This is a genomic window from Deinococcus carri (assembly GCF_039545055.1).
GTDB classification, from domain to species: domain Bacteria; phylum Deinococcota; class Deinococci; order Deinococcales; family Deinococcaceae; genus Deinococcus; species Deinococcus carri.
Map to the genome: position 1 here is coordinate 541,895 of NZ_BAABRP010000001.1, position 25,553 is coordinate 567,447.

At 69.4% G+C, this 25,553-nt stretch carries 25 protein-coding genes; 15 read left to right on the forward strand and 10 right to left on the reverse strand.

What is annotated here, in order from left to right; genetic code table 11:
- Positions 1–82 precede the first annotated feature (82 nt).
- Complete coding sequence (locus ABEA67_RS02730; protein WP_345460495.1) at positions 83–487, forward strand: hypothetical protein; 405 nt, start codon at positions 83–85, stop codon at positions 485–487.
- A 24-nt stretch (positions 488–511) separates the two neighbouring features.
- Here the strand turns inward: ABEA67_RS02730 and ABEA67_RS02735 are convergent, their stop codons facing one another.
- Positions 512–808, reverse strand: coding sequence for a hypothetical protein (locus ABEA67_RS02735; protein ID WP_345460497.1), 297 nt, complete (start codon positions 806–808; stop codon positions 512–514).
- 510 nt (positions 809–1,318) lie between these two features.
- On the opposite strand from ABEA67_RS02735, the gene ABEA67_RS02740 reads away from it, so the two are divergent.
- The 7 genes from ABEA67_RS02740 to ABEA67_RS02770 all read left to right on the forward strand — a co-directional run bounded on the left by ABEA67_RS02740 (position 1,319) and on the right by ABEA67_RS02770 (position 7,286).
- Complete coding sequence (locus tag ABEA67_RS02740) at positions 1,319–1,843, forward strand: hypothetical protein (protein WP_345460500.1); 525 nt, start codon at positions 1,319–1,321, stop codon at positions 1,841–1,843.
- 10 nt (positions 1,844–1,853) lie between these two features.
- On the forward strand, positions 1,854–2,477 hold the full coding sequence (locus tag ABEA67_RS02745; protein ID WP_345461786.1) for a ComF family protein: 624 nt from the start codon (positions 1,854–1,856) through the stop codon (positions 2,475–2,477).
- 71 nt (positions 2,478–2,548) lie between these two features.
- Positions 2,549–3,067 carry a hypothetical protein gene (locus tag ABEA67_RS02750; protein ID WP_345460503.1) on the forward strand — a complete coding sequence of 173 codons (519 nt, stop codon included), beginning with the start codon at positions 2,549–2,551 and terminating at the stop codon, positions 3,065–3,067.
- A gap of 214 nt (positions 3,068–3,281) precedes the next feature.
- Complete coding sequence (typA, locus tag ABEA67_RS02755; RefSeq protein WP_345460506.1) at positions 3,282–5,063, forward strand: translational GTPase TypA; 1,782 nt, start codon at positions 3,282–3,284, stop codon at positions 5,061–5,063.
- Between the two features lie 189 nt (positions 5,064–5,252).
- Positions 5,253–6,200 (forward strand): hypothetical protein, encoded by a 948-nt coding sequence (locus ABEA67_RS02760; RefSeq protein WP_345460509.1) that lies wholly within the window; start codon positions 5,253–5,255, stop codon positions 6,198–6,200.
- 92 nt (positions 6,201–6,292) lie between these two features.
- Positions 6,293–6,811, forward strand: a complete 519-nt coding sequence (locus ABEA67_RS02765; RefSeq protein WP_345460512.1) for a hypothetical protein — start codon at positions 6,293–6,295, stop codon at positions 6,809–6,811.
- 277 nt (positions 6,812–7,088) lie between these two features.
- Complete coding sequence (locus ABEA67_RS02770) at positions 7,089–7,286, forward strand: DUF1540 domain-containing protein (RefSeq protein ID WP_345460515.1); 198 nt, start codon at positions 7,089–7,091, stop codon at positions 7,284–7,286.
- Positions 7,287–7,398: 112 nt separating this feature from the next.
- On the opposite strand, the gene mntE is transcribed toward ABEA67_RS02770, so the two are convergent.
- Complete coding sequence (gene mntE, locus ABEA67_RS02775; protein ID WP_345460518.1) at positions 7,399–8,286, reverse strand: manganese efflux transporter MntE; 888 nt, start codon at positions 8,284–8,286, stop codon at positions 7,399–7,401.
- A 59-nt stretch (positions 8,287–8,345) separates the two neighbouring features.
- Positions 8,346–8,798 (reverse strand): hypothetical protein, encoded by a 453-nt coding sequence (locus tag ABEA67_RS02780; protein WP_345460521.1) that lies wholly within the window; start codon positions 8,796–8,798, stop codon positions 8,346–8,348.
- A gap of 88 nt (positions 8,799–8,886) precedes the next feature.
- Between ABEA67_RS02780 and ABEA67_RS02785 the strand changes: the two genes are divergently transcribed.
- Positions 8,887–11,121 carry an ATP-dependent helicase gene (locus ABEA67_RS02785; RefSeq protein WP_345460524.1) on the forward strand — a complete coding sequence of 745 codons (2,235 nt, stop codon included), beginning with the start codon at positions 8,887–8,889 and terminating at the stop codon, positions 11,119–11,121.
- 22 nt (positions 11,122–11,143) lie between these two features.
- On the opposite strand, the gene ABEA67_RS02790 is transcribed toward ABEA67_RS02785, so the two are convergent.
- From ABEA67_RS02790 to ABEA67_RS02815, 6 genes are all read right to left on the reverse strand, one after another.
- Positions 11,144–11,605, reverse strand: coding sequence for an NUDIX domain-containing protein (locus ABEA67_RS02790; RefSeq protein ID WP_345460527.1), 462 nt, complete (start codon positions 11,603–11,605; stop codon positions 11,144–11,146).
- Positions 11,606–11,665: 60 nt separating this feature from the next.
- Positions 11,666–12,127, reverse strand: a complete 462-nt coding sequence (locus tag ABEA67_RS02795; protein WP_345460530.1) for an NUDIX domain-containing protein — start codon at positions 12,125–12,127, stop codon at positions 11,666–11,668.
- Positions 12,124–13,569: a hypothetical protein gene (locus ABEA67_RS02800; protein WP_345460533.1), complete on the reverse strand. Its 1,446-nt coding sequence runs from the start codon at positions 13,567–13,569 to the stop codon at positions 12,124–12,126. Before ABEA67_RS02800 ends, ABEA67_RS02795 begins: the two co-directional genes overlap by 4 nt.
- Positions 13,570–13,629: 60 nt before the next feature.
- Positions 13,630–14,742 carry a vWA domain-containing protein gene (locus ABEA67_RS02805; RefSeq protein WP_345460536.1) on the reverse strand — a complete coding sequence of 371 codons (1,113 nt, stop codon included), beginning with the start codon at positions 14,740–14,742 and terminating at the stop codon, positions 13,630–13,632.
- 85 nt (positions 14,743–14,827) lie between these two features.
- Positions 14,828–15,853 (reverse strand): ATP-binding protein, encoded by a 1,026-nt coding sequence (locus ABEA67_RS02810; protein WP_345460539.1) that lies wholly within the window; start codon positions 15,851–15,853, stop codon positions 14,828–14,830.
- Positions 15,854–15,878: 25 nt separating this feature from the next.
- Positions 15,879–16,343, reverse strand: coding sequence for a DUF2726 domain-containing protein (locus tag ABEA67_RS02815; protein WP_345460542.1), 465 nt, complete (start codon positions 16,341–16,343; stop codon positions 15,879–15,881).
- A gap of 360 nt (positions 16,344–16,703) precedes the next feature.
- Between ABEA67_RS02815 and ABEA67_RS02820 the strand changes: the two genes are divergently transcribed.
- The 3 genes from ABEA67_RS02820 to ABEA67_RS02830 all read left to right on the forward strand — a co-directional run bounded on the left by ABEA67_RS02820 (position 16,704) and on the right by ABEA67_RS02830 (position 21,963).
- Positions 16,704–19,760, forward strand: a complete 3,057-nt coding sequence (locus tag ABEA67_RS02820) for a heterodisulfide reductase-related iron-sulfur binding cluster (RefSeq protein WP_345460545.1) — start codon at positions 16,704–16,706, stop codon at positions 19,758–19,760.
- A 118-nt stretch (positions 19,761–19,878) separates the two neighbouring features.
- Complete coding sequence (locus tag ABEA67_RS02825; RefSeq protein ID WP_345460548.1) at positions 19,879–20,730, forward strand: DegV family protein; 852 nt, start codon at positions 19,879–19,881, stop codon at positions 20,728–20,730.
- Positions 20,731–21,963: a serine hydrolase gene (locus ABEA67_RS02830; RefSeq protein ID WP_345460551.1), complete on the forward strand. Its 1,233-nt coding sequence runs from the start codon at positions 20,731–20,733 to the stop codon at positions 21,961–21,963. It begins immediately after the preceding gene.
- A 9-nt stretch (positions 21,964–21,972) separates the two neighbouring features.
- Here the strand turns inward: ABEA67_RS02830 and ABEA67_RS02835 are convergent, their stop codons facing one another.
- Positions 21,973–22,989: a DHH family phosphoesterase gene (locus ABEA67_RS02835; RefSeq protein ID WP_345460554.1), complete on the reverse strand. Its 1,017-nt coding sequence runs from the start codon at positions 22,987–22,989 to the stop codon at positions 21,973–21,975.
- Between the two features lie 275 nt (positions 22,990–23,264).
- Here ABEA67_RS02835 and ABEA67_RS02840 point away from each other — a divergent pair, with 275 nt between their 5' ends.
- From ABEA67_RS02840 to ABEA67_RS02850, 3 genes are all read left to right on the forward strand, one after another.
- Entirely contained in the window at positions 23,265–23,933 is a 669-nt protein-coding gene (locus tag ABEA67_RS02840) for a hypothetical protein (RefSeq protein WP_345460557.1), read from the forward strand.
- A 45-nt stretch (positions 23,934–23,978) separates the two neighbouring features.
- Positions 23,979–24,611 (forward strand): HAD family hydrolase, encoded by a 633-nt coding sequence (locus ABEA67_RS02845; RefSeq protein ID WP_425557143.1) that lies wholly within the window; start codon positions 23,979–23,981, stop codon positions 24,609–24,611.
- Positions 24,612–24,766: 155 nt separating this feature from the next.
- Complete coding sequence (locus ABEA67_RS02850) at positions 24,767–25,543, forward strand: TIGR00282 family metallophosphoesterase (RefSeq protein ID WP_345460563.1); 777 nt, start codon at positions 24,767–24,769, stop codon at positions 25,541–25,543.
- The last annotated feature ends 10 nt before the right edge of the window (positions 25,544–25,553 follow it).

A 25,553-nucleotide genomic window follows, 5' to 3' on the forward strand; every position in this document is an offset into this window, starting at 1 on the left:
GAATCACGGCGTGAACGATTCCATCGGAGGCGGTATCACCTCCACCGCTTGACGCCCGCCTTCTGCGCGCTACCCTCCTGTTATGGCGACCCCTCCCACCTCTGCCCGCACCGACAAGGGGGTGCGCGGCTTCGACCTCGACCTGCACGTCACCTTTGCCCGCCCCCTTTCCCGCGACGCGGCTCTGGGCGTGCTGCGCGCCGCTGAGGGCTTCACGGTGGACCTGTATGCGCCGCACGGCGACCTGGGTGCGTCCGTCCCCTCCGCCCGGCTGACCGGGCCGTTGCGCGACCCGGAGGCGGTGCGCGCCGTTCTGACCGCCTGGCTCCAGGGCGAGGCGCGGGCGGTGGAAGTCGGCCTGCACGGCTTTCTGCGCTCCTCCACCGGGCAGACCGACTGGGTGCCCTGGCGGCGCAACCTGGTGTTGCCCCGCGCGGACGTTCACCGCGTCGCCTTCGAGGAAGGCGTGAAGTACGTGCTGGAATAAGCTGTGCTGGCGCGCGGGATGGCGTCAGGCGCTGAGCGGCAGCACCAGCGCCCGCGCCTTGACCGTTCCCTCCGCCTGCGGGCGCAGCACCAGGACATGCAGGCGCACGTCGGGGCGCAGCAGATACGGGAGGCAGCCGTGGGTCAGGGCCAGCAGCGCCCGGCGGGCCTGGGCCTCCGCGTCGTCGCCGTGAGGGAGGCCACGCAGCACCAGCACGGCCCGCTCGCCGCTGGGGTTGGTCCAGACGTCCACCGTGCTGAGCCGGTCCACGCCCCGGTGGTCGCGGTATTCGAAGGGATGGGCCTGTCTGAGGAGCTGCATTCCTCTTCACTCTCCTGGCGCGGGGGGGCGGAGTCAGGCCACGGGTGCCTCGCCCCGGCCTGGCTGAACTGTCATTACGTCGCTCAGCCTACGGGGCGAACATGAGGCCTTTGTCCCGTCGCCCAGCCGAACGGCGCAACGTCCCCTAGGGCGGTGCTCTGTTACGTTGCCGCGTGTCCTAGGCAGCAACTCCACTTCACGCCGCCCTTACCACGGCTTCTCACTTCGTCCGGCCCAGCAAGGTTCGACAACCTCAGGCAGGCTTTTATCTCAACTGGGTTCAGGACGCCTCTGGCAGAGAAGAGTCGATTCGCTGATGCCTTCACGTGTTCGCTCTTTTGACCCTCTCCCGCAGGGGGAGAGGGCGTTGCGAAGCAACGGGTGAGGGGGCGTGTGACCCGCCAGGCCCCTCACTCCGGGCCAAGGAAGCCCTCGCCTCCGGTTGAGATAAAAGCCTGCGACAACCTTTCGGAGCGCCGCCCTGGGGGTCATGCCCTCTAGAATGGCGGGATGAGCGCGGAGGGCGTGGGGGAGATGCTGCGGGAGTTCCAGGGGTATGTCCTGGCCTACCGCCTGCGCGCGGCGGTGGGTGGGCGTGTCCGGCCACCGGGGGAGCGGCTGAGTGTCGCGGAGTACGCGGCGCGGCGGCTCGAACGCCAGGACCTCGCCCGGCGGCTGGTCCGCGAGGGCCTGGACCCCCGGCTGTTTCAGCGGCTGGAGGCCCTGTCGGACGAACTGATGTTCGGCTTCTGGCTGAACCCCGCCGAGGTCGCGGCCTTTCTGCGCGCGGCGCTGCGCCAGGGCGGACACGCGGCCCTGGGCGACCCGGCGGCCTTTGCCGCGCTGCTGACCCCCAGCGAGCAGGCGCGGCTGGGCGACCTGGGCGTGCGGCTGGTGTGCGCCCACCACCTCACCTGCCTGTCGCTGGCCGCCCCCCTGCTCGACCCCGACGCCCTGGCGGACGTGTGGCAGCGTGTGGAGGCGACCACGCCGCCCCTGTTCGTCGACGAACTCGCACTGGCTGGGGAGGTCTAGCGTGCCCGCCGTGCCCGACCTGTTGCGGGCGCTGCTGCCGCGCCGCTGTCCCGGCTGCAACCGGCAGCTCGGGCGGGAGGCGGGCCTGTGTGCCTCCTGCCGCGCCGGGCTGATCCCCCGCCTGGAGGCCCACTCGCCCCTGTCGGCCCGTTCCGCCCCGCACCTCGTCACGCTGGGGCCGTACCGGGGCGTGTCCCGGCGCGCGGTGCATGCCCTGAAGTTCGGCGGCGCGCGTGACCTGGCCGGAGTGCTGGGTGGGGCACTGGCCGCCGGGGTTCCAGCCGCGTGGCAGGTCGGAGCGGTGGTCCCCGTGCCGCTGCATTCCCGGCGCGAGCGGGAACGGGGGTTCAACCAGGCGGCGCTGCTGGCCCAGGCGGTCGCGGCGGCCCTGGCGGTGCCCTGTGTCCCGGCCCTGCGCCGCACCCGCGCCACCGCGCAGCAGGCCCGGCTGCACGCCCACGAGCGGACGGCGAACCTCGCCGGGGCCTTCCAGGCCGACGCCCGGCGTCTGCCCCCCGGCCCAGTCCTGCTGGTCGATGATGTGATGAGCACCGGCAGTACCTTAAAGGCCTGCCGGGACGCGCTTCAGGCGGCGGGGGTGGGTCAGGTATACGTGGCCGTCGTCGCGCGCTGAGGGGCTGGCCTGATGTGGGGCTGATGCTCGGCGTTGGGGCAGACTCATCCCGCTGCGGTACGGTAGGGGTCATGAAGGCTTTCCTGCCCATTTCCCTCGGCGCGGCCCTGCTGGGCGGTGCGCTGTCCGGCACCGCGGGCGCACAGACGCTGGTGCCCTTCAAGGATGCCCGCCTGCCCTTTACCGTCAGCCTGCCCAAGGGCTGGCTCGGCGTGAAGTTCGACGACGGGGCGAGTGGCGTGAGCCTGGTGTCCTCCAAGCAGCCGCCCGCCGCCATGATCCGGCTGCTGTTCATGCCCAAGAACGGCAAGCCCGCCGACGTGAACGCCGAGTTCCGCAACTTCGAGGCGGGGGTCAAGCAGACTGGCGGCACCCTCACCCAGCTCAGCAGCAAGGCCGCGCGCTACGGCGGCGTGGGCGGCACCGAGCGCGAGTACAGCCTGACCCACCCCAAGGGCAAGCTGCGCCTGCGCATCTGGTTCGGCAACGGGGCCAGGAACCTCTACTCCTTCCAGATCACCGATACCCCCGAACGCTACGCCGCCAGCAGCGCCCTGTTCAGCAAGGTGCTGGCGAGCGTGCGCTTCTAACCACCCGCCCGCCTCGGCTCCGGCAGTGTGACAGGCCCCTGACGCGGGGGCCGCCTCATCTGTTAGAATCTTTTTTTGGGTGTCCCGCCCACGCCAGCCCTTCCGACGAGATGGTCCGAAGAAGAGCCGTGCGGCGGGCTTTTTCGTGCCTACGAGAGCAGAAGGCCAAAGGCTGAAGGCTGAAGGCTAACCGCTCCAAGTTAAGGGAGCAGATATGGAATACCGCAACATCGCCATCATCGCGCACGTCGACCACGGCAAGACCACGCTGGTGGACGGCCTGCTGAAGCAGACGCTGGAACTCAAGCACGGCGAGGAAATCGCCGAGCGCGCGATGGACAGCAACGACCTCGAACGCGAGCGTGGCATCACCATTCTCGCCAAGAACACGGCCGTGGAGTACAAGGGCGTCAAGATCAACATCGTGGACACGCCCGGACACGCCGACTTCGGCGGCGAGGTGGAGCGCGTGCTGGGCATGGTGGACGGCGCGCTGGTGCTGGTGGACGCGGCCGAAGGTCCCATGCCCCAGACCCGCTTCGTGCTGCGCAAGGCACTCGAACTGGGCCTCAAGCCCATCGTGGTGATTAACAAGATCGACCGCCAAGACGCCCGCCCGGAGGAAGTCGTCAACCTCACCTTCGACCTGATGGCCGAACTGGGCGCGAACGACGATCAGCTCGACTTCCCGATCCTGTACGCCATCGCGCGTGAGGGCAAGGCCTTCCGCGACCTGGACAACCCCCAGGACGACATGCACGAGCTGTTCGACATGGTGCTCGAACACATCCCCGCCCCCAAGGTGGACCTGGACGCGCCCTTCCAGATGCTCGTGACCAACCTGGACTACTCCGAGTACCTGGGCCGCATCGTGCTGGGGCGGGTGCAGCGCGGCAAGGTGAAAAAGGGCGAGTTCGTGCAACTGATCCACAAGGACGGCACGATGACCAAAACCCGCGTGGTGCAGCCCTTCACGCACCTGGGCCTGCGCCGCATCGAGGTGGACGAGGTCGGGGCCGGGGACATCGTGGCGCTCGCGGGCATCGAGGACGCGCAGATCGGGGAAACGGTGGCCGATCTGGCCGACCCCGAGGCGCTGCCCATCATCACCGTGGACGAGCCGACCGTCTCCATGCTGTTTCAGCCCAACACCAGCCCCTTCGCGGGCAAGGAGGGCAAGTACGTCACCTCCCGCCACCTCAACGACCGCCTCAAGCGCGAGGTGATGACCAACGTGTCGCTGAAGGTCGAGGAAGTCCGCCCGGACGAGTTCATCGTGTCGGGCCGCGGCGAGCTGCACCTCAGCATCCTGCTGGAAACCATGCGCCGCGAGGGCTACGAGGTGCAGGTGGGCAGCCCCCAGGTGATTGTGCGTGAGATCGACGGCGTCAAGCACGAACCGGTCGAGCACCTCGTCATCGACGTGCCCGAGCAGCATTCCAGCACCGTGATCGGCGTGCTGGGCGCGCGCAAGGGCCAGATGGTGAACATGGAGCCGCAGGGCAGCCGCGTGCGCGTGGAGTTCAAGATTCCCAGCCGCGCCCTGTTCGGCTTCCGCACCCAGTTCCTGTCCATGACGCAGGGCGAGGGCATCATGAGCCACATCTTCGACGGCTACGCGCCCTGGGCCGGCGAACTCAAGACTCGCCAGAACGGCTCGCTGGTCAGCATGGAAGACGGCGTGGCCTTCGCCTACTCCATCTTCAAGCTGCAAGACCGCGGCTCCTTTTTCATCGACGCCGGGCAGGACGTGTACGTGGGCATGATTGTGGGCGAGAACGCCCGCGAGCAGGACATGAACGTCAACGTCTGCAAGAACAAGAAGCTCACCAACGTCCGCTCGGCGGGGGCCGACGAGGCCCTGACCCTGGTTCCGCCCAAGCGCCTCTCGCTCGAAGACGCGCTGGAATACATCGCGGACGACGAGCTGGTGGAGCTGACGCCGCAGAGCATCCGCCTGCGCAAGAAGGTGCTGAACCCGAGCTTCAGGAAGTAATCGCCGCCCGCAGGGCCGAGCTAAGCGAGAAGCGAGGAGACCCCCAGGCCGCCCTGGGGGTCTTTTTACTCATGAAAAAGCAGGGGCTGGGGCGAAATGCTCTGGCCCCCTTCGCTTTGTGGGGAACTCTGGCCGGCCGGGAAGCGTAACGTGGGGCATGTCTGAGGGAATACCGGGGGGAAAGAGGCCGTGTTAGGTGCGCTGGGTTGGGTGGTGCAGCCGCTGGCCGCTCTGGCGCTGGCCTTTTATGCCTCGGTGATCTTCGGGCGGCGGGGCCGGGAGTGGCAGCCGGTGGCGCTGGCGGCGGGGCTGCTGGTCCTGCTGGCGGTGCTGGGGGCGGGCTGGGTCGTTCATCCGGCGGCGGGGATGCTGCTGGGGTTTTTCGGCACGCAGGCCTTTCACCGCTGGCGGGCGCACTGGCCCGCGCTGCTGGTGGGCCTCGTCGCGGGCGTGTTCTTCATGGCGCTGGACGCCGGGTGGCTGCTGATCCCGCTGGCCGTGATGGGCATGATCTGGCTGTTGACCGCCGCTTTTGCCTGGATGGGTGAAAAGAATGCCGCTCCCCTCGGCCCGCCGCCCTCCCTCCCGTCCCTCCCCGAACAGGCGGGTGGGTTGCCGGTGGGCGATTTCGGTTCCCGCGCCGGGAAGGTGGCCACCAGGGAAGCCCGCCGCGAGGCCCGCAGGCAGGCCAGGGCCAGGCTGGAAACGCCGCCCCCCGCGCCCCCGCCTGCCGCCCCCGACCTCTTCGGCACGTTTCTTCACGACGAGCGTCTGCCGGGGGAGGCCCGCGCGCAGCTTGCCGCCCTGAACCTGCGGACCCGCGAGGCCCTGGCCGCCCTGGACCGGCTGGGCCAATCGGGCAGCGAGGCCGCGTATCTGGCCCGCGCCGTGCGTGACGAGTACGCGCCCACCGCTGTCCAGGCCTACCTCAAGCTGCCGCCCACGCTCGCGGGGACCGCGCCCCTTCAGGACGGCAAGACGGGCCGCGACCTGCTGCGCGAACAGCTCGATATTCTGCTGAACGCCGTGCAGGACATCCTGGCGAACACGGCCCGGACCGGCGGCCAGGACCTGCTGACCCACCAGCGGTTTCTGGAAGACCGCTTCCGCAAGGCCAGGGGCGACTTGGAGGTGTAGCCGCCGAGCCTGGCCTGCTTGCCTGGACAAACAGGGCAGCCGTCCTGTTTTCTCGGCTTGATTTCTCTATCCTGAGTCCAGGACTCGGGATTATGACCAGAACCTTCACTGCTCCCGCCACTCAGGCGCATACCCACACCGACCCCCGCACCCGCTCGCTGCTGCTGGCCGCCGAGGCCGTGCTGGCGCACCTGCACCCGCGAGCACCGCTGCGACTGGAGCAGGTGACCCTGGAAGGTGGCGTGGCCTTCGCGGCCCAGCTGCATCCCCAGGCGCTCGCCACCAACCGCGCGCTGCTGGAGGAAGTGGTGCTGGTGGCCCTCGCTGGGGCGGCGGCGGCGCGGCTGCTGGGCGTATCTCTGCCGGAAGGCGCAGGGAGCCGGGATGCCCGTGCCCTGCTCGCATCGGCCCTCACGCAGCCCGAGGAGGCCGAGGTGCAGGACGCCTACCTGACCGTGCTGGAGGCGCGCGCCCGCGCTGCCCTGCGCCACCACTGGGCGGAAGTGGAAGTCGTCGCGGCGGGCCTGCGCGAGCAGGGCACCCTGGGCGCACAGGCCGTCGCGCACCGGGTGGCCTGCGCCCAGGGCATCCGCAGCACCTTGATGAACTGATACGGATTCCGGTTGAACAGTGATGCCATAACTGGGAAACCCGACTGGAAGGACTCGCAGAGCTGCGCAGCAGAGAAGGAAAAGGACGGATTCCAGAATGGAGTGAGCCTTCGGCGTTTTCCCGAAGGAGAACGGCTGGGGCCGGAATCCGTATGACACCCCTGCGACAAAGAAAGGCAAGCGGAGAAGTCAGATTTGTAGGCCAATCTTCATTTAGGGGGTGCTGTTACGGTTGCTTCTGCCGCTTCGGCGCACGCTGCCCGCAGGAGGCCACACCATGAACGACACCCGCAACAACCAGCAGAGCAGCATCGTGGGGCGCTGTGACGCCACCAGCTGCCGTTACAACGAGCAGCACGAGTGCCACGCCGGGCAGATCGAGGTCGCCATGAGCGGCCAGATGGCGCAGTGCCTGACCTACACCCCCGAGGAAGGCATGGGCGACAGCCAGCGCCCCAGCCAGAGCACCCACTAAGACCGCAAGGCGGGAAGGCGGCCAGGAGAGCAATTCTGGCCGTCTCCCCGACTTTTTCTATATGACCACACCCCCTCTGGCTACCCCTGCTGACAGCTGAACGCTGAACGCTCTACAACACCAGCACCCCGTGATGCTTGGCCTTGTCCTGCGGCTCGACGTGGATGGTCACGCTTGCGCCGGGCAGTTCGGACTGGATGGCGTCTTCCAGGCGGTCGCAGATGGCGTGGGCCTCCTGCACGCTCATGGTGCCCGGCACGACGAGGTGGAACTCGACAAAGGTCATGCTGCCCGCGTGCCGGGTGCGGAGGTCGTGCATTTCCAGCGCGCCCTCGGCGTGTTCGCTCATCACCTGGCGAATGCGGATCTCGGTCACCGGATCCACCCCCGCATCCATCAGGCCGCCCACGCTCTCGCGCATCAGGCCCCAGCCGCTCCAGAGGATGTTCACCGCCACCAGCAGCGCGAGCAGCGGGTCCAGCCAGTGCAGCCCGGTGAGGCCCGCCAGCAGCACCCCCACCAGCACGCCGACGCTCGTCACCACGTCCGTCAGGATGTGTTTGCCGTCGGCCAGCAGCGCCGGGGAGCGCGCCGCCCGACCTTCCCGCAGCAGCACCCCGGCCCACAGCGCGTTCAGCACCCCCGCGCCCAGGTTCACCAGCAGCCCGGCAGGGGCCGCGTCCACCGCGCGGGGGTGTTGCAGGGCCGGAATCGCCTCCCGCGCGATACTGACGGCCGCCAGCACGATCAGCACCCCCTCGGCCACGGCGCTGAAGTATTCCGCCTTGCTGTGGCCGTAGGGATGATTGGCGTCGGCGGGGCGGGCCGCCACCCGCAGGGCGATCAGGGCGGTCAGTGCCGCCGCCACGTTGATGATGCTTTCCAGCGCGTCCGAGTACAGCGCCACGCTTCCGGTCAGCAGGTAGGCCAGGAACTTGAGGCCCAGCACGACGGCGGCCACCACCACGCTGCCCAGGGCAATCTTCGTCGTGCGGTTCATCCGGCGAGGCTAACAGGGTTAGGCGCGGCGAAAGGCGGCACCGGGCGGGGGACAGCAGATCACGCCGGGGGCAGGGCCACGTGCCATTCTGCCTTGAGCTGCCCATCCTCGATGTTCAGCACGGTCAGCGCGGAATTGCCGATGCTGTTCAGAGTGGCGTTGGCCCGGACCGTCTGGCCGGTCTTCATGCAGGTGAAGGTGGAATCCAGGCCGCCCAGGTTGACGTGCGTCGTGTTGAGCAGCTCGTACCGCCCAGCCTGCCGCAGGAGCGCGGCCCGGCCTTGCAGGTCGACGGGGACAAACGACGCAGCAGAGCTGTCCGTGGGCAGATACCTGAGGACCTTCTCCGGGTTGCCGCTGACCCAGACTAAGGCCGCCTCGTTCCACTTCACCTCGCCGCAGGCTGCCAGAACGTCGGCGCTGACCGTCACACTGACAATCTGAACGACGGTCATGGGTTGATTGCAACTGGCGAGGGGCGCGAGGAGCAGCAGAGGGAGAAGGCGGCGCATATGCGAAGGTAACACTGCTCATGCTCCCAGTCTGCCCAACAGGTGTGGGTTACGTCCTCAACATAACCCCACCTGCTAGACTCCCTGGGTGACTTCTGTGCCGGACCTGCCCGAATCCTCCCTGCTTTCCCAGCTCAACCCCAACCAGGCGCAGGCGGCCGACCACTACACCGGCCCCGCTCTCGTCATCGCGGGGGCGGGCAGCGGCAAGACGCGCACGCTGGTCTACCGCATCGCGCACCTGATCGGGCACTACGGCGTGGACCCGGGCGAGATTCTGGCCGTCACCTTTACCAACAAGGCCGCCGCCGAGATGCGCGAGCGGGCCAAACATCTCGTCAGCGGGGCGGACCGGCTGTGGATGAGTACCTTCCACAGCGCGGGCGTCCGCATCCTGCGGGCGTATGGCGAGCACATCGGATTGAGGCGCGGCTTCGTCATCTACGACGACGACGACCAGATGGACATCCTCAAGGAGATCATGGGGTCCATTCCCGGCATCGGCCCAGACACCAATCCCCGCGTGCTGCGCGGCATTCTCGACCGCGCCAAGAGCAACCTGCTGACGCCCGCCGACCTGGACCGCAACCCCGAGCCGTTCATCAGCGGCCTGCCGCGCGAGGCCGCCGCCGAGGTCTACCGCCGCTACGAGGCGCGCAAGAAGGGGCAAAACGCAATTGATTTCGGGGATTTGATTACCGAAACCGTGCGGCTCTTTAAGGAAGTGCCCGCCGTCCTTGACCGCGTGCAGGACCGCGCGAAGTTCATCCATGTGGACGAGTATCAGGACACGAACAAGGCCCAGTATGAATTGACGCGACTGCTGGCAAGTAGAGACAGGAACTTGCTTGTGGTGGGAGACCCTGATCAGTCGATATATCGCTTTCGCGGTGCTGACATCCAGAACATCCTCGACTTTCAAAAAGATTACCCCGACGCCAAAGTCTACATGCTGGAACACAACTACCGCTCCAGCGCCCGCGTGCTGACCATTGCCAACAAGCTGATTGAAAACAACGCCGAGCGTCTGGACAAGACCCTCAGGGCCGTGAAGGAAGACGGCCACCCGGTCCTGTTCCACCGCGCGACCGACCACCGCGCGGAGGGCGATTTCGTCGCGGAGTGGCTGACGCGCCTGCACGGCGAGGGCCTGAAGTTCGCGGACATGGCCGTGCTGTACCGCACCAACGCCCAGTCCCGCGTGATTGAAGAATCGCTGCGCCGCGTGCAGATTCCGGCCAAGATCGTCGGCGGCGTGGGCTTCTATGACCGGCGCGAGATCAAGGACGTGCTGGCCTATGCCCGCCTCGCCATCAACCCCGACGACGACGTGGCCCTGCGCCGCATCATCGGGCGGCCCCGCCGCGGCATCGGGGACACGGCGCTGGAGCGGCTGATGGAGTGGGCGCGGGTGAACGGCACGTCCATCCTGACCGCCTGCGCCAACGCCCAGGAGCTGAACATCCTCGACCGGGGCGCGCAGAAGCCGGTCGAGTTTGCCGGGCTGATGCACGCCATGAGCGAGGCCGCCGACAACTACGAACCGGCGCAGTTCCTGCGGTTCGTCATCGAAACCAGCGGCTACCTCGACCTGCTGCGCCAGGAAGGCCAGGAGGGGCAGGTGCGGATGGAGAACCTCGAAGAACTCGTGAGCGCCGCCGAGGAATGGTCGCAGACGAACGAGGGCACCATCGGGGACTTTCTCGACGACGCCGCGCTGCTTTCCAGCGTGGACGACATGCGCGCCAAGCAGGAAAACAAGGACGTGCCCGAAGACGCCGTGACCCTGATGACGCTGCACAACGCCAAGGGGCTGGAGTTCCCGGTGGTGTTCATCGTGGGCACCGAAGAGGGCCTGCTGCCCAGCCGCAATGCCCTGATCGAGCCGGGCGGCATCGAGGAGGAGCGCCGCCTCTTCTATGTGGGCATCACGCGCGCGATGGAGCGCCTGTTCCTGACGGCCGCGCAGAACCGGATGCAGTACGGCAAGACCAACGCCACCGAGGACAGCCGGTTTCTGGAGGAAATCGAGGGCGGCTTCGACGCGGTGGACCCCTACGGGCAGGTCATCGACTACCGCCAGAAGACCTGGAAGGACTACCGCCCGACTGTTCCCACCCGCCCCAGCGCCGTCAAGAACACCAGCCCCATGACCGAAGGCATGGCCTACCGGGGCGGCGAGAAGGTCACGCACCCGAAGTTCGGGGAGGGGCAGGTGCTGGCGGTGGCGGGCGTGGGCGAACGGCAGGAGGTGACGGTGCATTTCGCCTCGGCGGGCACCAAGAAACTGCTGGTGAAGTTCGCCAACCTAACGAAGGTTTGAGGGAGCGGCCAGGCGAGGACCCTCAGCCCCGCTCCACCAGGTGCCGCACCTCGCCCGTTCCCGTCCTCAGGAACTGCGTCAGGGCGAGCGGGTACACGGGCCGGGTCACCACCTCGGCCAGCGGAATCCAGTCATAGAAATAGTCGGCATTGTCCAGCACGGTAAAGCGCCCGTCCGGGAGTTCGGGCGGCGCGTCCATGCGGAAGTAGAAGCCGAGTTCATGCTGCCGCTTGTGGGGCGGGCCGAAGAAGTTCTCCAGCACGCCCACCAGCCGCAGCGGTCCGGGCTGGACGCCCGTTTCCTCCAGCCATTCACGGGCCGCGCAGGTGGTGATGTCCTCGTCCGTTGAAAGCGCCCCGCCGGGCAGGAACCAGAAGCCCAGCCCCTCCGCCGTGTTCGCCAGCAGCCGCTCACCCCTCACGCAGAGAATGGCGACGCGCACGCTGAACTTGAGGCCACCGAGGGGCAGGCGAATGTCGGTCATGGGGGCAGTCTGCCGGGTGGGGCAGGCCGGGGCGTCGGCCTTTTGGCGGAGGGCGGCCCGTCACTCCCGGTTGACGATGTGCCGCACGCTGCCTGCGGGCACGTCCAGCAGGTCGCGCACCGGCAGCGGCACGACGCGCCTTTCCCGCACCTCGGCCAGCGGGAGCCAGAGGCAGGTGACGTTGGGATTGTCCCTGACCGTGAAAGAGGTTGGGGGCAAGTCCGCCGGGGCCTCCATCTGGTAGAAGAACTCCAGGGCATGCCAGCGCCTGCCGGAGAGGGAAAAGAAGTTCTCGACCACCCCCACCAGACGCAGCGGCCCGGCGGGGAGGCCTGTTTCCTCGGTCCATTCACGGGCGGCACTTTCGGGCGTGGCCTCGTCAATGGTGACGGCCCCGCCGGGCAGATACAGGAAGTCCACGTCTTTTTCGGCATTGACCAGCAAATGACCGTCCCGCAGGCAGACAATCACCGCGCGGGTGCAGAAGATGAAGTCACCGATGGGCAGCCGAAGGTCAGTCATTTCCTGACGCTCGCAGGTTCGGGGCCGGGGGGCATCCGCCAACTGGCCGAGGCCGCCACCTCCGCCCGCACGCTCCCGTCCGGGTCGTGGCGGAGCTGTTCGCGCAACTCTTCCGGCAGGTCGTCCCGTCCGGCCACCGCCAGCCGCACGCCCTCGTCGGGGTCAGTGGCGAGAGCCGGGAGTAGACTCGCCGGGAGGTCACGCTGGCGGGCGGCGGCGCGGCGTACCCCGGCGTTCGGGTCGGCGGCCAGGGCAGCCACCACTCCCTCCCCCGGCGCTGCGGCATAGGCGACCGCGCGGCGCACCTCTGCTTCCGGGTCGGCGGCGAGGCGGGCCAGCCTCTCCGGGCCGAGGTCGGGCCGCACGGCGAGGATGGTGCGGACAGCGGTGTCGGGGTCGGTCAGCAGCAGGTCCAGCACGGCGGGCGTGAGGCCCTCGGCGCTGGCGACGTGCAGGCGGATGTCCTGCTCGGGGGCGCGGGCCAGGGCCAGCACTGCGCCTTCCGGCAGGTCGTTGCGGTCCAGCAGGGCGCGGCGCACCGTTTCCGACTCGTCGCGGGCCAGGCGGGCGAGCAGTTCGGGGCGGGCGTCGGGGCGGCGGGCCAGGGCCGCGCGGACCTCGGGGTCGGCGTCATGTTCGGCCTGCTCCAGCCAGGTGGCGGGCACGGTCCAGGCTTGCAGGGCCGCGCTCCGCACGGGCGGCTGCTCGTGGGCGGCCAGCCACTCGCGCACATTGCGGGGCAGGTCCACCCGCCGCGCCAGGGTCGCCAGCACGTCCGCGTCCCCGTCGGCGGCCAGGGTGAGCATGCAGTCCAGCGGCAGGTCGAGCCGCCGCGCCACGCTGGCCCGGACTGTGCCGTGCGCGTCACCTGCCAGCGTCCGCAGCACGTCGCCGGGCAGGTCGGTGCGGGCGGCGACGGCCTTGCGCACGTCGTAGTCGTCGTCGGCGGCGAGCTGGCGCACCAGAGGCTCGGGGAGGTCGGCGCGGCCCGCCACCGCCTCGCGCACCTGCCATCCGGCGTCCTGCCCGAGCGCCTCCACCCGCTGCGCGCTCAGGTCGGGTCGCGCCGCCAGCGCCGCCCGCACGCCGTAGTCCTCGTGCCGCGCCGCCCCGTCCAGCACCCACCCCGGCACGTCCGGCAGGGCCAGCAGGGCCGTGACGCCCTCGGCCGGGAACACGCCCAGCAACCCTGGCCGGGCCAGGCGCATCAGCGGGAGGCCGGGGTTGTCCAGCACCTCGCGGGGGAACATCGGGGCGAGCGTGCCCAGCACCTCTGGCGGCGTGTTCGGGTGCCGCGCTGCGAGTGCCCGCACGCGGCTGTCGGGGTGCGCACTCAGGCCCGCGAGCATGTCCGCCGTCGTCCGCGCCGCGCCCGCCACCTCCAGCGCCCGGTCCACACCCAGGGCGGTGAGGGTCCGGGGGTCGAGTTCCGAGAAGGTCATGGGGGCAATATCGCAGATGGCGGATGGCAGAAGGCAAAAGGCGGATGGCAGAAAGCGGCCTCATTCCCCCAGGCGCAGCACGTCCCCGAAGGGAAAGCCCTCGTCCTCTAGCCCGCCGGGGGGCACCACCCAGAGGGTCGGCATTCCGGGGGCTTTTTCGGGAAAGTCCCCGTAGCCGTCCGTCAGGTAAATCAGCACGTCGGGTTCGTGCGTGTCGGCCAGCCCGAAGATGGGGCGGAAGTCGGTGCCGCCGCCACCCACGGGCGCGGGAATCGCGTCGCCGGGGCGCAGGTCGTAGGGGCCGTAGGCTTCCGTGTCCGCGTAGTAGAGGATGGCCTTCACATGCGGGTAGGCGCCCAACACGCCCTGCACCTCGCCCACGAGGGCACGCACGGCCTGGTCGTCCACGCTGCCGGACGTGTCCACCGCGACCAGTGCCGTCAGCGACTCGTCGTCCAGCGCCTCCAGATAGAGGCCGCGCCCCACGAAACGGCGGTCGAAGCCGCCGAAATCCACCGGCGTCCGCGCCAGGAAGCGCCACAGTTGCGCGCGCCAGTCCAGCCGGGCGGGGGAGAGGCGGGCCAGTTCGCGGTGCGCGCCGAGCGGGTCGTCGCCCTTGCCGCCGCTCATCGCGTCCACGCTGCGCGCCTGGGCGAGGGCCTGCTGCCACTGCCGCGCGGCCTGCGGCCCCGATTTGCTGCCCTTCGGCGGGGCGTCGGAGGGGGGGCCGTCCAGCAGGTCCTCCCCGGCCTCGTCGCCTTCCCCCTCGGCCTGCCCCTCCAGCGCGGTATAGACCTCCTCCACGCTGAGTTTTTCCAGATGCTCGTCGCGCCCGTTCTGGGGAGGGGTGGGCAGGCCCGCCGCCGCGACCATCCCGTTCACAATCAGGTCGGCGGCCCGGTTCCAGCGTTTCTTCTCGCGTGGCCCTCGCCGCTGCACATGCGAGAGCGCCGCGTGCAGCACCTCATGCAGCAAGAGGCCGTCCAGCACGTCGGGCGGCAGGCTGGCCGCCACCTCCGGATTCACGTATACTCGCTCGCCGTCCGTGCCCACCGCCAGCACCTCCCGCGAGGGCACGAACTCCGCGTGCAGCAGCAGCGTGGCGAAAAAGGCCGACTTGCCGCGCAAGCGCAGCCGCGAGCCGGAGATGAGGTGGTGGAAGTCGGGGGTCATGCGCGCCTCCGGCGCGGGAGGCGGGAGGCGGTACGCGGTGCGCGGGACAAAAACACTGCGTACCACGTACCGCGCACCGCGTACCTCATGCCCCCTCCGCCAGCGCCAACGTCCCCTGCACCAGTCCCGCCAGCCGCTCGTCGCGCCCCAGCAGCCCGGCGAGTTCGCCCAGTTGCCCGATGGCCTGGAACTTGCTGACCAGGGTGGCGACGTACAGTTGCAGCCATTCCGGCCCGGCGGCGTCCGCGAGCCAGGTAAAGGCGTGGAAGGCCTCGTCGGCATCGGCGGCGCGGGCGGCGAGGCCCACCACGGCGGCGTACCGCACGCTGGGTTCGTCGGGGAGTCTCAGGCCGGTGCCCTGGCCGCGCAGCACCAGGCCCAGGTCGGGGAGTTGCTCGTACAGGCGCACGAAGGCGCTGAACTCGGCCCCGGCAGCCTCACCGATGGCGGGAGCCACGTCCAGCCCGGCGCGGTGGAGGTGCGAGGCCATCTCCCAGGCGCGGGGGCTGGGCCAGGCGGGTTGCGCGGGGTCGAGGTGGTGCAGCAGTTCCGGGCGGAAGGTGAGGAAGGCGATGACGTGTTCGTGCAGGCCGCGCCCCAGGGCATACGCCCGCCAACTGTCGAAGTCGGGCCGCACGGTCAGGTGCAGGAAGCGGTTGGCGAGCGGCGCGGGCATGTCGAACACGCTGGCGCGGTCCTCCTTGCGGTTCCCGGCGGCCCAGACAAACCAGCCCTCCGGCAGTTCGTAGCTGCCCACCTTGCGGTCGAGGATCAGTTGCTGCGCCATCCCCTGCATGGTGGGCGGGGCCATGTTCACCTCGTCCAGAAAGAGGATGCCGTGGCCGCCCCGGGGCAGGAACTCCGGCGGATACCACCGGCTTACGCCGCTGCCCTGGCCGTCCGCCTCCGGCACCGGCAGGCCGCGCAGGTCGGTGGGCGCGAGCTGCGAGAGGCGCACGTCCACGAAGTCCAGGCCGTGCTTGCGCGCCACCTGCGCCACCACGCTGCTCTTGCCCACGCCGGGCGGCCCCCAGATCATCGTGGAGAGCTTGAGTTCCCCGTTCACCAGGGCTTCGAGGTACGTTTGCAGTTCGGCGGGGGTGAGGCTCACAGGCAGAGGGTAGCGCGTGGGGCGGTCAGCGGCGGAGGGCGGGCAGGTCCGCTTGCAACAGGGGGCCGAGTTCCGCCGCCGTATACGTCCGTGAGGGCAGGCGCACCAGCTTCAGCCCCGCCGAACGGAAGGCCACGTCCTTCACCGCGTCGCGGTGCTGCTGTTTCTCGTTCTGGTGCGAGCGGCCATCGAGTTCCAGGGCGAGAACCGGGCGGTAGGCCGCCGCGCTGTCCACGATCAGGAAGTCCACGTGCTTGTCGCGCAGCCGGGCATAGACCGCCCCGCGTTGCGTGTCCGCCGTGATTTTGAAGAGGTCGTTCAGGCGCACGTTCGGGAACACGCGGTAGGGCGTGGGCGCGAGCACCTTTTCCAGCGTCCCGAAAAAGGCGTTCTCGTCGCGGCTGAAGAAATACCGCTTGACCTCCAGCGGGAGGGTGTCGGGCACGGTGGCTTGGGGAGGTTCGGCCGTGGGGGCGGCTTTTTCCCTCATCCCGAACAGACTGGCGAGGCAACCGAGGGGCATAGGGCGGTGCCCAGAAAGGTTCGACAACCTTTCTGGGCCGAACGAAGTGAGAAACCGTGATAAGGGCGGCGTGAAGTGGAGTTGCTGCCCAGGACACGCGGCAACTTAACGGAGCGCCGCCCTAGGCCTGAGCTTACCGGGCTGTCCCACGCGGCGTGACCGCAAAGTGGCGGCGCGGCCCGCTCCCCTGGCCCCTCCCCCGCGTACACTGAGACACCTTCCGAGTGCCCCGCCGCTGCCCGCTATACTTTGACCGAGTTCAAATTTCCGGGTTCGACGGACTGGTTCAAAAAAGTGTTGCCCCACGCCTAATCCGAGGAGACGCTCTTGCTGCCGCTGATTCACAAAATCCTGTTCTTCGTGTTCGCCCTGATCGCCGGAGGGTTCGGCCTGTGGGGCTTTTACCGCCTGTATCTGCGGATTCGCCGTGGCGCACCTGCCTCCGAGGTTCGCTGGAACGAGCTGGGGTCGCGCCTGTGGTACGCCGTCAAGACCTCGCTGACGCAGGAGCGCACCTTCCGCCGCCGCCCGGTCATCAGCGTGCTGCACGCCTTCATCTTCTACGGCTTCGTGTACTACATCGCCGTGAACCTGGTGGACGGGCTGGAAGGGTACTTCCACTTCACCATCCTGTCCACGAATCCGCTGGGCGCGTTGTACAACATCCTGGCCGACCTCCTGAGCTTCCTGGTGCTGGTCGGCGTGATCGGGCTGGTCATCCGCCGCCTCTTCACCACCAGCAAGCGCGACTTCCGCTTCACGGAAAAGACGCTGCTGCACCCGCTCGTCAAGCAGGGCTACATCAAGCGCGACAGCCTGATCGTCTCCGCCTTCATCACCTTCCACGTGGGCAGCCGCATCCTGGGCCAGGGCGCGAAGATGGTGCAGGAGGCGCGCGAGTTCGGGCATTACGATGCCTTTCAGCCCGTGTCCAGCGCCATCGGCGGCACGCTATTCGGCGGGCTGAGCGACCAGGCGCTGGAGGGCTGGCGCATCTTCGGCTTCTGGGGGGCGCTGGGCAGTGTGCTGGCGTTCCTGGCGTACTTCCCCTTCACCAAGCACATCCACATCTTCATGACGCCGGTCAACTATGCGCTCAAGCGCCCCGTCGGCACGGGCGTCCTCCCCCCCATGAAGGGGCTGGAGGAGGCGATGGAGGCCGAGGACCCCAAGCTGGGCGTGGAAAAGCTCGAAGACCTCGAATGGCCCCGCCTGCTGGACGCCTACGCCTGCATCCAGTGCAACCGCTGCCAGGACGTGTGCCCGGCGAACGCGACCGGCAAGGCGCTCTCGCCCGCCGCGCTGGAAATCAACAAGCGCATGGAACTCAACGTGATTGGCGCGCACCCCAGCCCCTTCACGCTGAAGCCCGCGCCCTTCGAGAGCGGCGCGAGTACCGCCCATCCCCTCCTCGAATACGCCATCAACGAGGAATCGGTCTGGGCCTGCACGACCTGCGGCGCGTGTATGCAGGTGTGCCCCGTGCAGGACGAGCAGATGCTCGACATCATCGACATCCGCCGCCATCAGGTGATGGTCGCGGGTGAGTTCCCGCCGCAGCTTCAGACGGCCTTCCGCGGCATGGAGCGCGCCAGCAACCCCTGGGGCATCTCCAGAGACAAGCGCATGGAGTGGGCCGAGGGGCTGAAGGTGCCCACCATCGACGAGAACCCCGAACCCGACGTCATCTACTGGGTGGGTTGCGCGGCCAGTTACGACCCCGGCGCGCAGAAGGTGGCCCGGTCCTTCGTGCAACTGCTCGATAAGGCCGGGGTCAATTACGCGGTTCTCGGCAAGAAGGAAGCCTGCACCGGCGACAGCGCCCGCCGCGCCGGGAACGAGTTCCTGTACCAGACGCTTGCCGCCGAGAACGTGGAGACGCTCAACACCGTGCGGCCCAAACTGATCGTTGCCACCTGCCCGCACTGCATGAACATGATCGGCAACGAGTACAAGCAGCTCGGCGGGCACTACCAGACCATCCACCACACCGAGTACCTGGAGACGCTGGTGGCGGCGGGCCGGTTGCCCCTCGCGCAGCTTCAGGACGACGTGACCTACCACGACCCCTGCTACCTGGGCCGCCACAACGGCGTCTACGACGCGCCGCGCGCCCTGATTACCCAGATGGCGGGCGAGGTGCTGGAGCTGGAGCGCAGCCGCGACAATTCGTTTTGCTGCGGCGCGGGCGGCGCGCAGTTCTGGAAGGAGGAGGAAGAAGGCCGCGAGCGCGTCAGCGACAACCGCTTCCGCGAGATTCAGACCCGCCTGGACGCGGCGGCCGACAACGTGCGCGCCTATGAAAGCGGCGAACCCCAGAAGGTGCTGGCAGTAGGTTGCCCCTTCTGCAAGTCGATGATGAACTCGACGCCCGAAAAGGCGAAGCGCGACGACATCGTGGTGAAGGACGTGGCCGAGCTGATGCTCGAAAGCGTGCAGCGCGCGACCGGGGAATGGGTGGCCCCCACCGCCGCCCCCGAAAACACCCTGGAGGAGTCGCCCGAGCCGGTGGTGCCCAACACCGAGCTGCCGATGGACCGCACCGGGGCCGCGCCGTCGGCCGGTTCGCCCGTGACCGGCGTGACGAACGCTGACGTGATTAACGCGCAGCCCGGCAGCCCGGTGAATAACCCGGACACCGACCCGGAACCGCAGGCCGCCGCGCCCAGCCCGGTCACGTCCAGCTCTGCCGATTCGTCGCCGCGCAGGGCGTGGAAGCCGAAGGGGGAAGCGGCCAGCGACCAGCCGCCCGCCGCCAGCGAGACGCCCGCCTCCGACGCTGCTCCGGCGCGGAAAGCCTGGAAGCCGAAGGCTGGCAGCGATGACGTGAGCGCCGCGCCCGTGGCCGAGGCTCCCGCTGCTCCGGCGGAACCGGCGGAAGGTGCCGCGCCTGCCTGCAAGGCCTGGAAACCGAAAGCCAGCGCCGACGACGTGAGTGCCGTGCCGGTGACGGAAGCCGTCAGCGGTCAGCCGTCAGCGGTCAGCGGGACGGACGCGGCCCCGGCTGCTCCTGCCCGCAAAGCCTGGAAGCCCAAAAGCGAAGATTCCGCGACTGCTGCACCAGAACAGGCCCCCGCCGAACCTCAGCCTGCCGGCGAGCGGAAGAAGTGGGCACCGAAGGGGAGCGGCACGGCGGCGGAGGCGACGCCTGCCCCCAGTGCAACCCCGGAAGCCCCGGCCGCTCCTGCCGAGGTCAGCGTGGCTGAAGCTGCCCCCATATCAGGCGAGCGCCCCAGATGGCAGCCGAAGGCCAGGGCAGCGGCTCCCACCCCCGAGTCTGCCGAAGCTGTGGCCCCCGCACTTGCGGAGGAAGAGAGCCAGGCCGCAACCCCCGAGCCGGGCGAGGGCGGCCGCAAGAAGTGGGTCCCCAAGAAGAAAGACTGAGCGCCCCTGGCTCGCATGGAACGCCGTCCGCTGGGGCGGCGTTCTTTCTTCAGGCTGGTCGCTGGCGGCTGGAAGCTGGCCGCCCCATCCCCAGACGACCCGCGTTAAGATGGCGTTCATGACCATCGCCATCGTCACGGACTCCACGAGCGACCTCGGCCCCGGGTTGCTCGCGCAATACGCGATTCGCAGTGTGCCGCTGTACGTGCTGTTCGACGGCAAGATGCACAAAGACGGCATCGACATCACGCCCGCTGACCTGTTCCGGGGCCTCAAGGAGGGCAAGAAGACGCCCAGCACCTCCCAGCCCAGCCCGGCGGAGTTCGCCGCCGTCTATAGCGAGGCGCTGGAAACGGCCGATCAGGTGCTCAGCGTGCATATCAGCGGGCAACTGTCGGGGACGGTGGGCAGCGCGCGGCTGGCGGCGCAGGACTTCGGGGGCCGGGTGACGGTGGTCGACAGCCGCTCGGTCAGTATGGGACTGGGGATGCAGGCCCTGCGCGCCGCTCAGCGGGCCGCCGAGGGCCGCAGCGTGCCCGAGATCGTGGCCGAACTGGAGCGGGTGTCGCAGCAGGCCGATATCCGCTTCACCGTGGACACGCTGGATTTCCTGAAGATCAACGGGCGGATTGGTGGGGCGGCGGCGCTGCTGGGCGGCCTGTTGAACATCAAGCCGATCCTGGTCGTGAAAGACGGGCGGGTCGAGTCGGGCGGGCGCGTGCGCGGGCACAAGAAGGCGATGCAGGACATCGTGGACCATGTCCGCAAGTACGTGGAGGCGCATGCGCAGAGCGGGACGCGGGTGGCCTTCCTGTCCACCGTGGGCGGCGAGGAGTACCTGCGCGAGGTGCGCGCGGGCCTGAGCGGCGTGCCCTTCGAGGACCTGGGGGACCACCAGCTCGGGGCCGTGGTCGCCACGCACGCGGGGCCGGGGACCGTCGGCGCGACGCTGGAACCCGTCACGGTCTGAATGGGGTCTCCTCCTCCTGCCCTGCGGAACAAGGGCCGGTATTTCCTCGCGGCGCTGGCGCTGGCGGGGGGCCTGTGGGCCTGTCGCCGCCCGGAGACGGTGCCGGCCACCGCGGCGGCACCCGTCCCCCCGACCCCGACCACCCCGGCTCCGGCCACTGCGTCGCCGCCCGCCTCCCGGGCCGCCGCCCAGCCGCTGCCGTCGGGCTGCCTCGCCCAAGCCCCCGCCGCCCAGCCTGCCCCGCCGCCGCCCCAGCCCCTCAGTGGGCGGCTGGGCCTGTGGGTGGCGGAGGTGGACCCGGCCACCCTGCGGCCCCTGCGCGCCGTGGCGACCCATCCCGACGAGGTGTTTCCGCTGGCGAGCACCTACAAGCAGGCGGTGCTGTGGGCGGTGCTGCGGCAGTTCGACGCGGGGGCGCTGCTGCCCACGGAGCGCTTCGACGTGACCCGCGAGAACCAGAGCCTGGGGGATTACCCCTATGACGACACGAACGTCAAGGACCTGACCATCCGCATGATCCAGCACAGCGACAACACCGCGACCGACATCCTGCACCGGCGAGTGGGGCTGAAGGCGGTGCAGGCGCTGGCCGACGACCTGGGCCTGTGCCACACCCGCCTGATTCTGCCCACCAAGGCGTGGTGGGTGGCCGAGGCGGGCCTGTCGGACACCTTCAACGGCACGCACCTCTGGGAGACGGCCACCGGCGAGGACCGCGAGCGCCTGGCCGCCGCCATCGACGCCGACGCGCAGAAGTACCGCTTCGACTACCTCCAGCGCCGCCTCGACGCCTATTTCGAGGGGGACGCCGACCCGGCGAACGACCTGCGGGTGCACAACCTCAGCACCCCCTACGAGTTCGCCACCCTGCTGGCGCACGAGTACCTGCGCCCCGGCCTGAGTCCGCGCGCCCTGAAGTGGCAGCACGAGGTCGCCGCCCTGGGCTTCGGCCGCTCGGCGCTGAGGGCGGAGGCCGCCCACAACGTCGCCGCCTTCTACGGCAAGGGGGGCAACGGCTGGCGCATCCTGACCTACACCGGCTACTTCCAGACGAAGGACGGCCGCCACGTCGTCTACGCCTTCATGCAGCACGGCTCGGACCAGACCTACACCATGCCGAACACCCGCCGGGCCTTCGCCTGGATCAACGCGGGCGTGGATGCCCTGCTGGGCGAGCAGAAGCCCGCGCCGACGGAAGGGAAGGCCCCGGCCGTCCGGCCCGCTGTGCCGTAAGGGTGACGTTCAGCCAGCCGTGGCCGCCGCGTCCGCGCGGGCGAGTTCGGCGGTGATGGCCTCGTCCAGCCGGGCGCGCACCTCGGGGTAGGGGAGGGTCAGCGAGGCCCCCGCGGCCGGGACGTGCCCGCCCCCGCCCAGCGCCACGGCGATATTCTGCGCGCTCACCCCGTCCCGCGAGCGCAGGGAGAGCTTGACCCGGTCCCCGTAGTCCTTGACCATCACGGCGAGGACCGATCCCTCGGCCCCGCGCAGCAGGCTCACGTAGGATTCCACGTCCTCCCAGGAGGCCCCGGTCCGCTCCAGCATGGAGGCGTCCACCCGGGCCAGCACCACCCGGCCCCCGTGCAGGAATTCCAGCGTGTTCAGCACCTCGCGCAGCAGCGTGTAGTAGCTGCGGGGGCGCTGGCCGAGCTGGTCGTTGAGCCAGCCCAGCCGTGCCCCGCAGGCCCGCAGGCGGGCGGCGACCTCGAAGGTCCGCGGCGTCACGCTGTCGAAGCGGAAGGAGCCGGTGTCGGTGTTCAGGCCCAGCATCAGCGGTGTGGCGATGGCCTCCGACCAGGGCACCCCCAGCGCGTCCACCACGTCGGCCACCATCATCGCGGTGGCGGGCTGGCCGGGGTCCACCACCAGGGCGGCGGCGCGGCGGGCGTTGGTGCCGTGGTGATCCACGTTCACCACCTCGCCCGTGAAGGTGCTCAGGTCGGCCCCTGCCACCCGCGCGGGGTCGTTGTTGTCCACGTCCAGCACGGCGGCCAGGGCACCGGCGGGCCACGCCGTGAGCGGCGCGCTCAGCTCGCCCTCTTTCGGCAGGAAGCGCAGGTAGCGCGGCGCGTCCAGCGGGGCCACCACCGTCTTGCCCAGCGCCCGCAGCGCCCGCGTCAGCCCCAGCACGCTGCCCAGCGCGTCCCCGTCCGGGTTCTCGTGCGAGAGGACCACGATGGGGCCGGGGTGCATCTTCAGTTTCGCCGCGACGGCCGCGACATCCTGGGCGTAGTGGGGGGCGGCCTCGTTGATGCCGGTCATGGGGCCGAGTATACGGGGAGGGTCAGAAAGCGGCGTCAGGGGAAGTGAGACGAAATTGCGTTGATTCCCTGGAATCAACCGGGCAGAGCAAGTGGCAAAAAGGACGGGATGGCGGCGATGGACCAAGAGCGGGTGAGCCTACGTTTCTCCTGGCAAGAAAGGTAAGGGGCCGCCCCTGAGCCTGTGGCCCCTGGAGAACCTTCGGTGCCGTCCCGGATGTTCTGGAATCAGAGCCATCCCGTGTGAGAACCCGCCCCCGCGCTATGCTGCCGGGCGTGCCGACACGTCTGGACCTGGCCGCCCTGACCGCCGACGAGCTTCAGGCGCTGCTCGGCGAGGGGGCCGCCCAGGGCTGGCTGCCGGAGGTGAGCCGCGCCCGCCTGGAGGGCCGGCCCCTCGCCGGGCCAGTCCTGCACCCTACCCTGACCTTCGAGGCCCTGGAGGAACGCCCCTGGGGAGCCACCCCGGAGCAGGCCCGCACCCTGGCCGCGCTGGACGGCGAGTTGCGGGCGGCGGGGGCCGAACCGCTGGGCGTGTTCTACGTGCCGCTGCTGAGCGAGCTGCGCCACCAGCGCGCCTCCCTGTTCGCGCCGGAGGTGGCCGCCGCGCTGCGCTGGAGCGAGACGCCGGATTCGCCGCGCGCCGCCCGTCCCCTGGTGCAGGCCGTGACCTGGCTGCGTGACCGGGCCAGCGGCGTGGCCTGCGTGTTCAGCACGACCGCCGACGCGCGGCCCGCCCCGGCCCTCAGCGAGGAGGTGGATGTGCGCGTCCTCCCCGGCGCTGGTCCCGCCGAACTGCTCGCCGCGCACCGGGCCGCCACGGCGCGCCACGGGCGGGGCGGGCGGGTGGCGGGGCTGGAGGGCTGGGTGCGCGCCTGGCAGGAACTGCACGCGCTGAACGTGGCCGCCTGGACCCGGCGGGGCCTGCTGCTCGACGAGGACTAGTCACGCCCCGCTGACCCGGTTCGGCCCTGCGCCAGAATGCCCCGCATGACCCCTTCCCCCCGGCCCGCGCCCCGTCACGTCGCCTTCGACTGGGGCGGCGTGTTTACGGTCGGCACCTTCGACGGGCGCAGCACGCAGAACATGGCCGACCGCAGCGGCGTTCCGGTGGCCCGGGTGCGCGAGAGCTACTTCCGGCACGTGCGGCAACTGGAGGTCGGGGAATGGACCCTGCCGCAGTTCTGGGACGTGATGCAGGCCGAGACGGGCATCACCCTGCCCTACGCCGACTTCGAGGCGCTGTACCTGAGCAGCATCCATGACAACCTGCCGATGTACGCCACGCTGGAGTGTCTGCCCGCCGGAGTCCGGGTGGGCCTGCTGAGCAACAACTACCCGGTCGTCAGCGACCACCTGCGCCGCGACCCCCGCTTCGCCCGCTTCGACGCCCTGGTCTTCAGCAACGAACTGCGCCAGAAAAAACCCCACCCCGACGCCTTTGCCGCGCTGGCGGAGGCAATGGGCGTGCCCGCCCCCCAGGTCGCCTTCGTGGACGACGTGCAGGAGAATATCGAGGCGGCGCGGTTGGCGGGCTTCCACGGCCTGCTCTACCACCACGAGCGCCATGCCGAGTTCGAGCGCGAGCTGGGGGCGTGGCTGGGGGTGCCCGTCGGCGCTTGAGGGTGTGAGGAGAGGTTGACAGCCCCGCGACAGCCTTCCAGGAAGGCCCGGCTTCGACTGCCGCCACGATCCGTTCCCGCAGGTCAAGCCCGTATCCCCGCCCCCCGACAATTCCCCGCATGGTCTCATTCTGAGAACTGCTCTAAGGTTGGGCCATGCTTCGCGTGCTGTTTGTGGGAGACGTGTACGGCCAGCCGGGCCGCCGGGTGCTGAGTGCCCATCTGCCGACCCTCCGCCCGGATTTCGATTTCATCATCGTGAACGGCGAGAACGCTGCCGGGGGCTTCGGCCTGCATCGGGAGGCCGCCGAGGCCATCCTCAAGGCGGGGGCCGACTGCATCACGCTGGGCAACCACGCCTGGCACCACAAGGACGTGTACGCGCTGATGCTCGACGAGGCCCTCTATCCCCTGGTGCGGCCCCTGAACGTCTCCGACCCCGGCACGCCGGGCATGGGGTGGCGGACCTTCGAGGTCGGCGGAGAGCGGCTCACGGTGGTGAACGTGCTGGGCCGCGTCTTCATGGAGGCGGTCGCCAATCCCTTTCTGGCGCTGGACGAGCTGCTCTTGCGGCCTGACCTGGGCAGCGTCTTTGTGGACCTGCACGCCGAGGCCACCAGCGAGAAGGCGGCGCTGGCGTGGCATCTGGACGGGCGGGTGGCCGCCGTCATCGGGACGCACACGCACGTGCCCACCGCCGACACCCGGATTCTGCCCGGTGGCACCGCCTTCCAGACCGACGCGGGCTTTACCGGCCCCACGAACAGCATCATCGGGGCGGACCCCGCCGCGCCCATCCAGAAGTTCCTGACCGAGCGCCCCCACCGCTTCGCCGTCGCGGGCGGCCCGGCGGAGCTGAACGGCGTGATTGTCCAGATAGAGGGAGGGAAGGCGCTGAGCATTGAGCGTTACCGTTACGTCGAGGAGGCCTGAAATGGGGCGA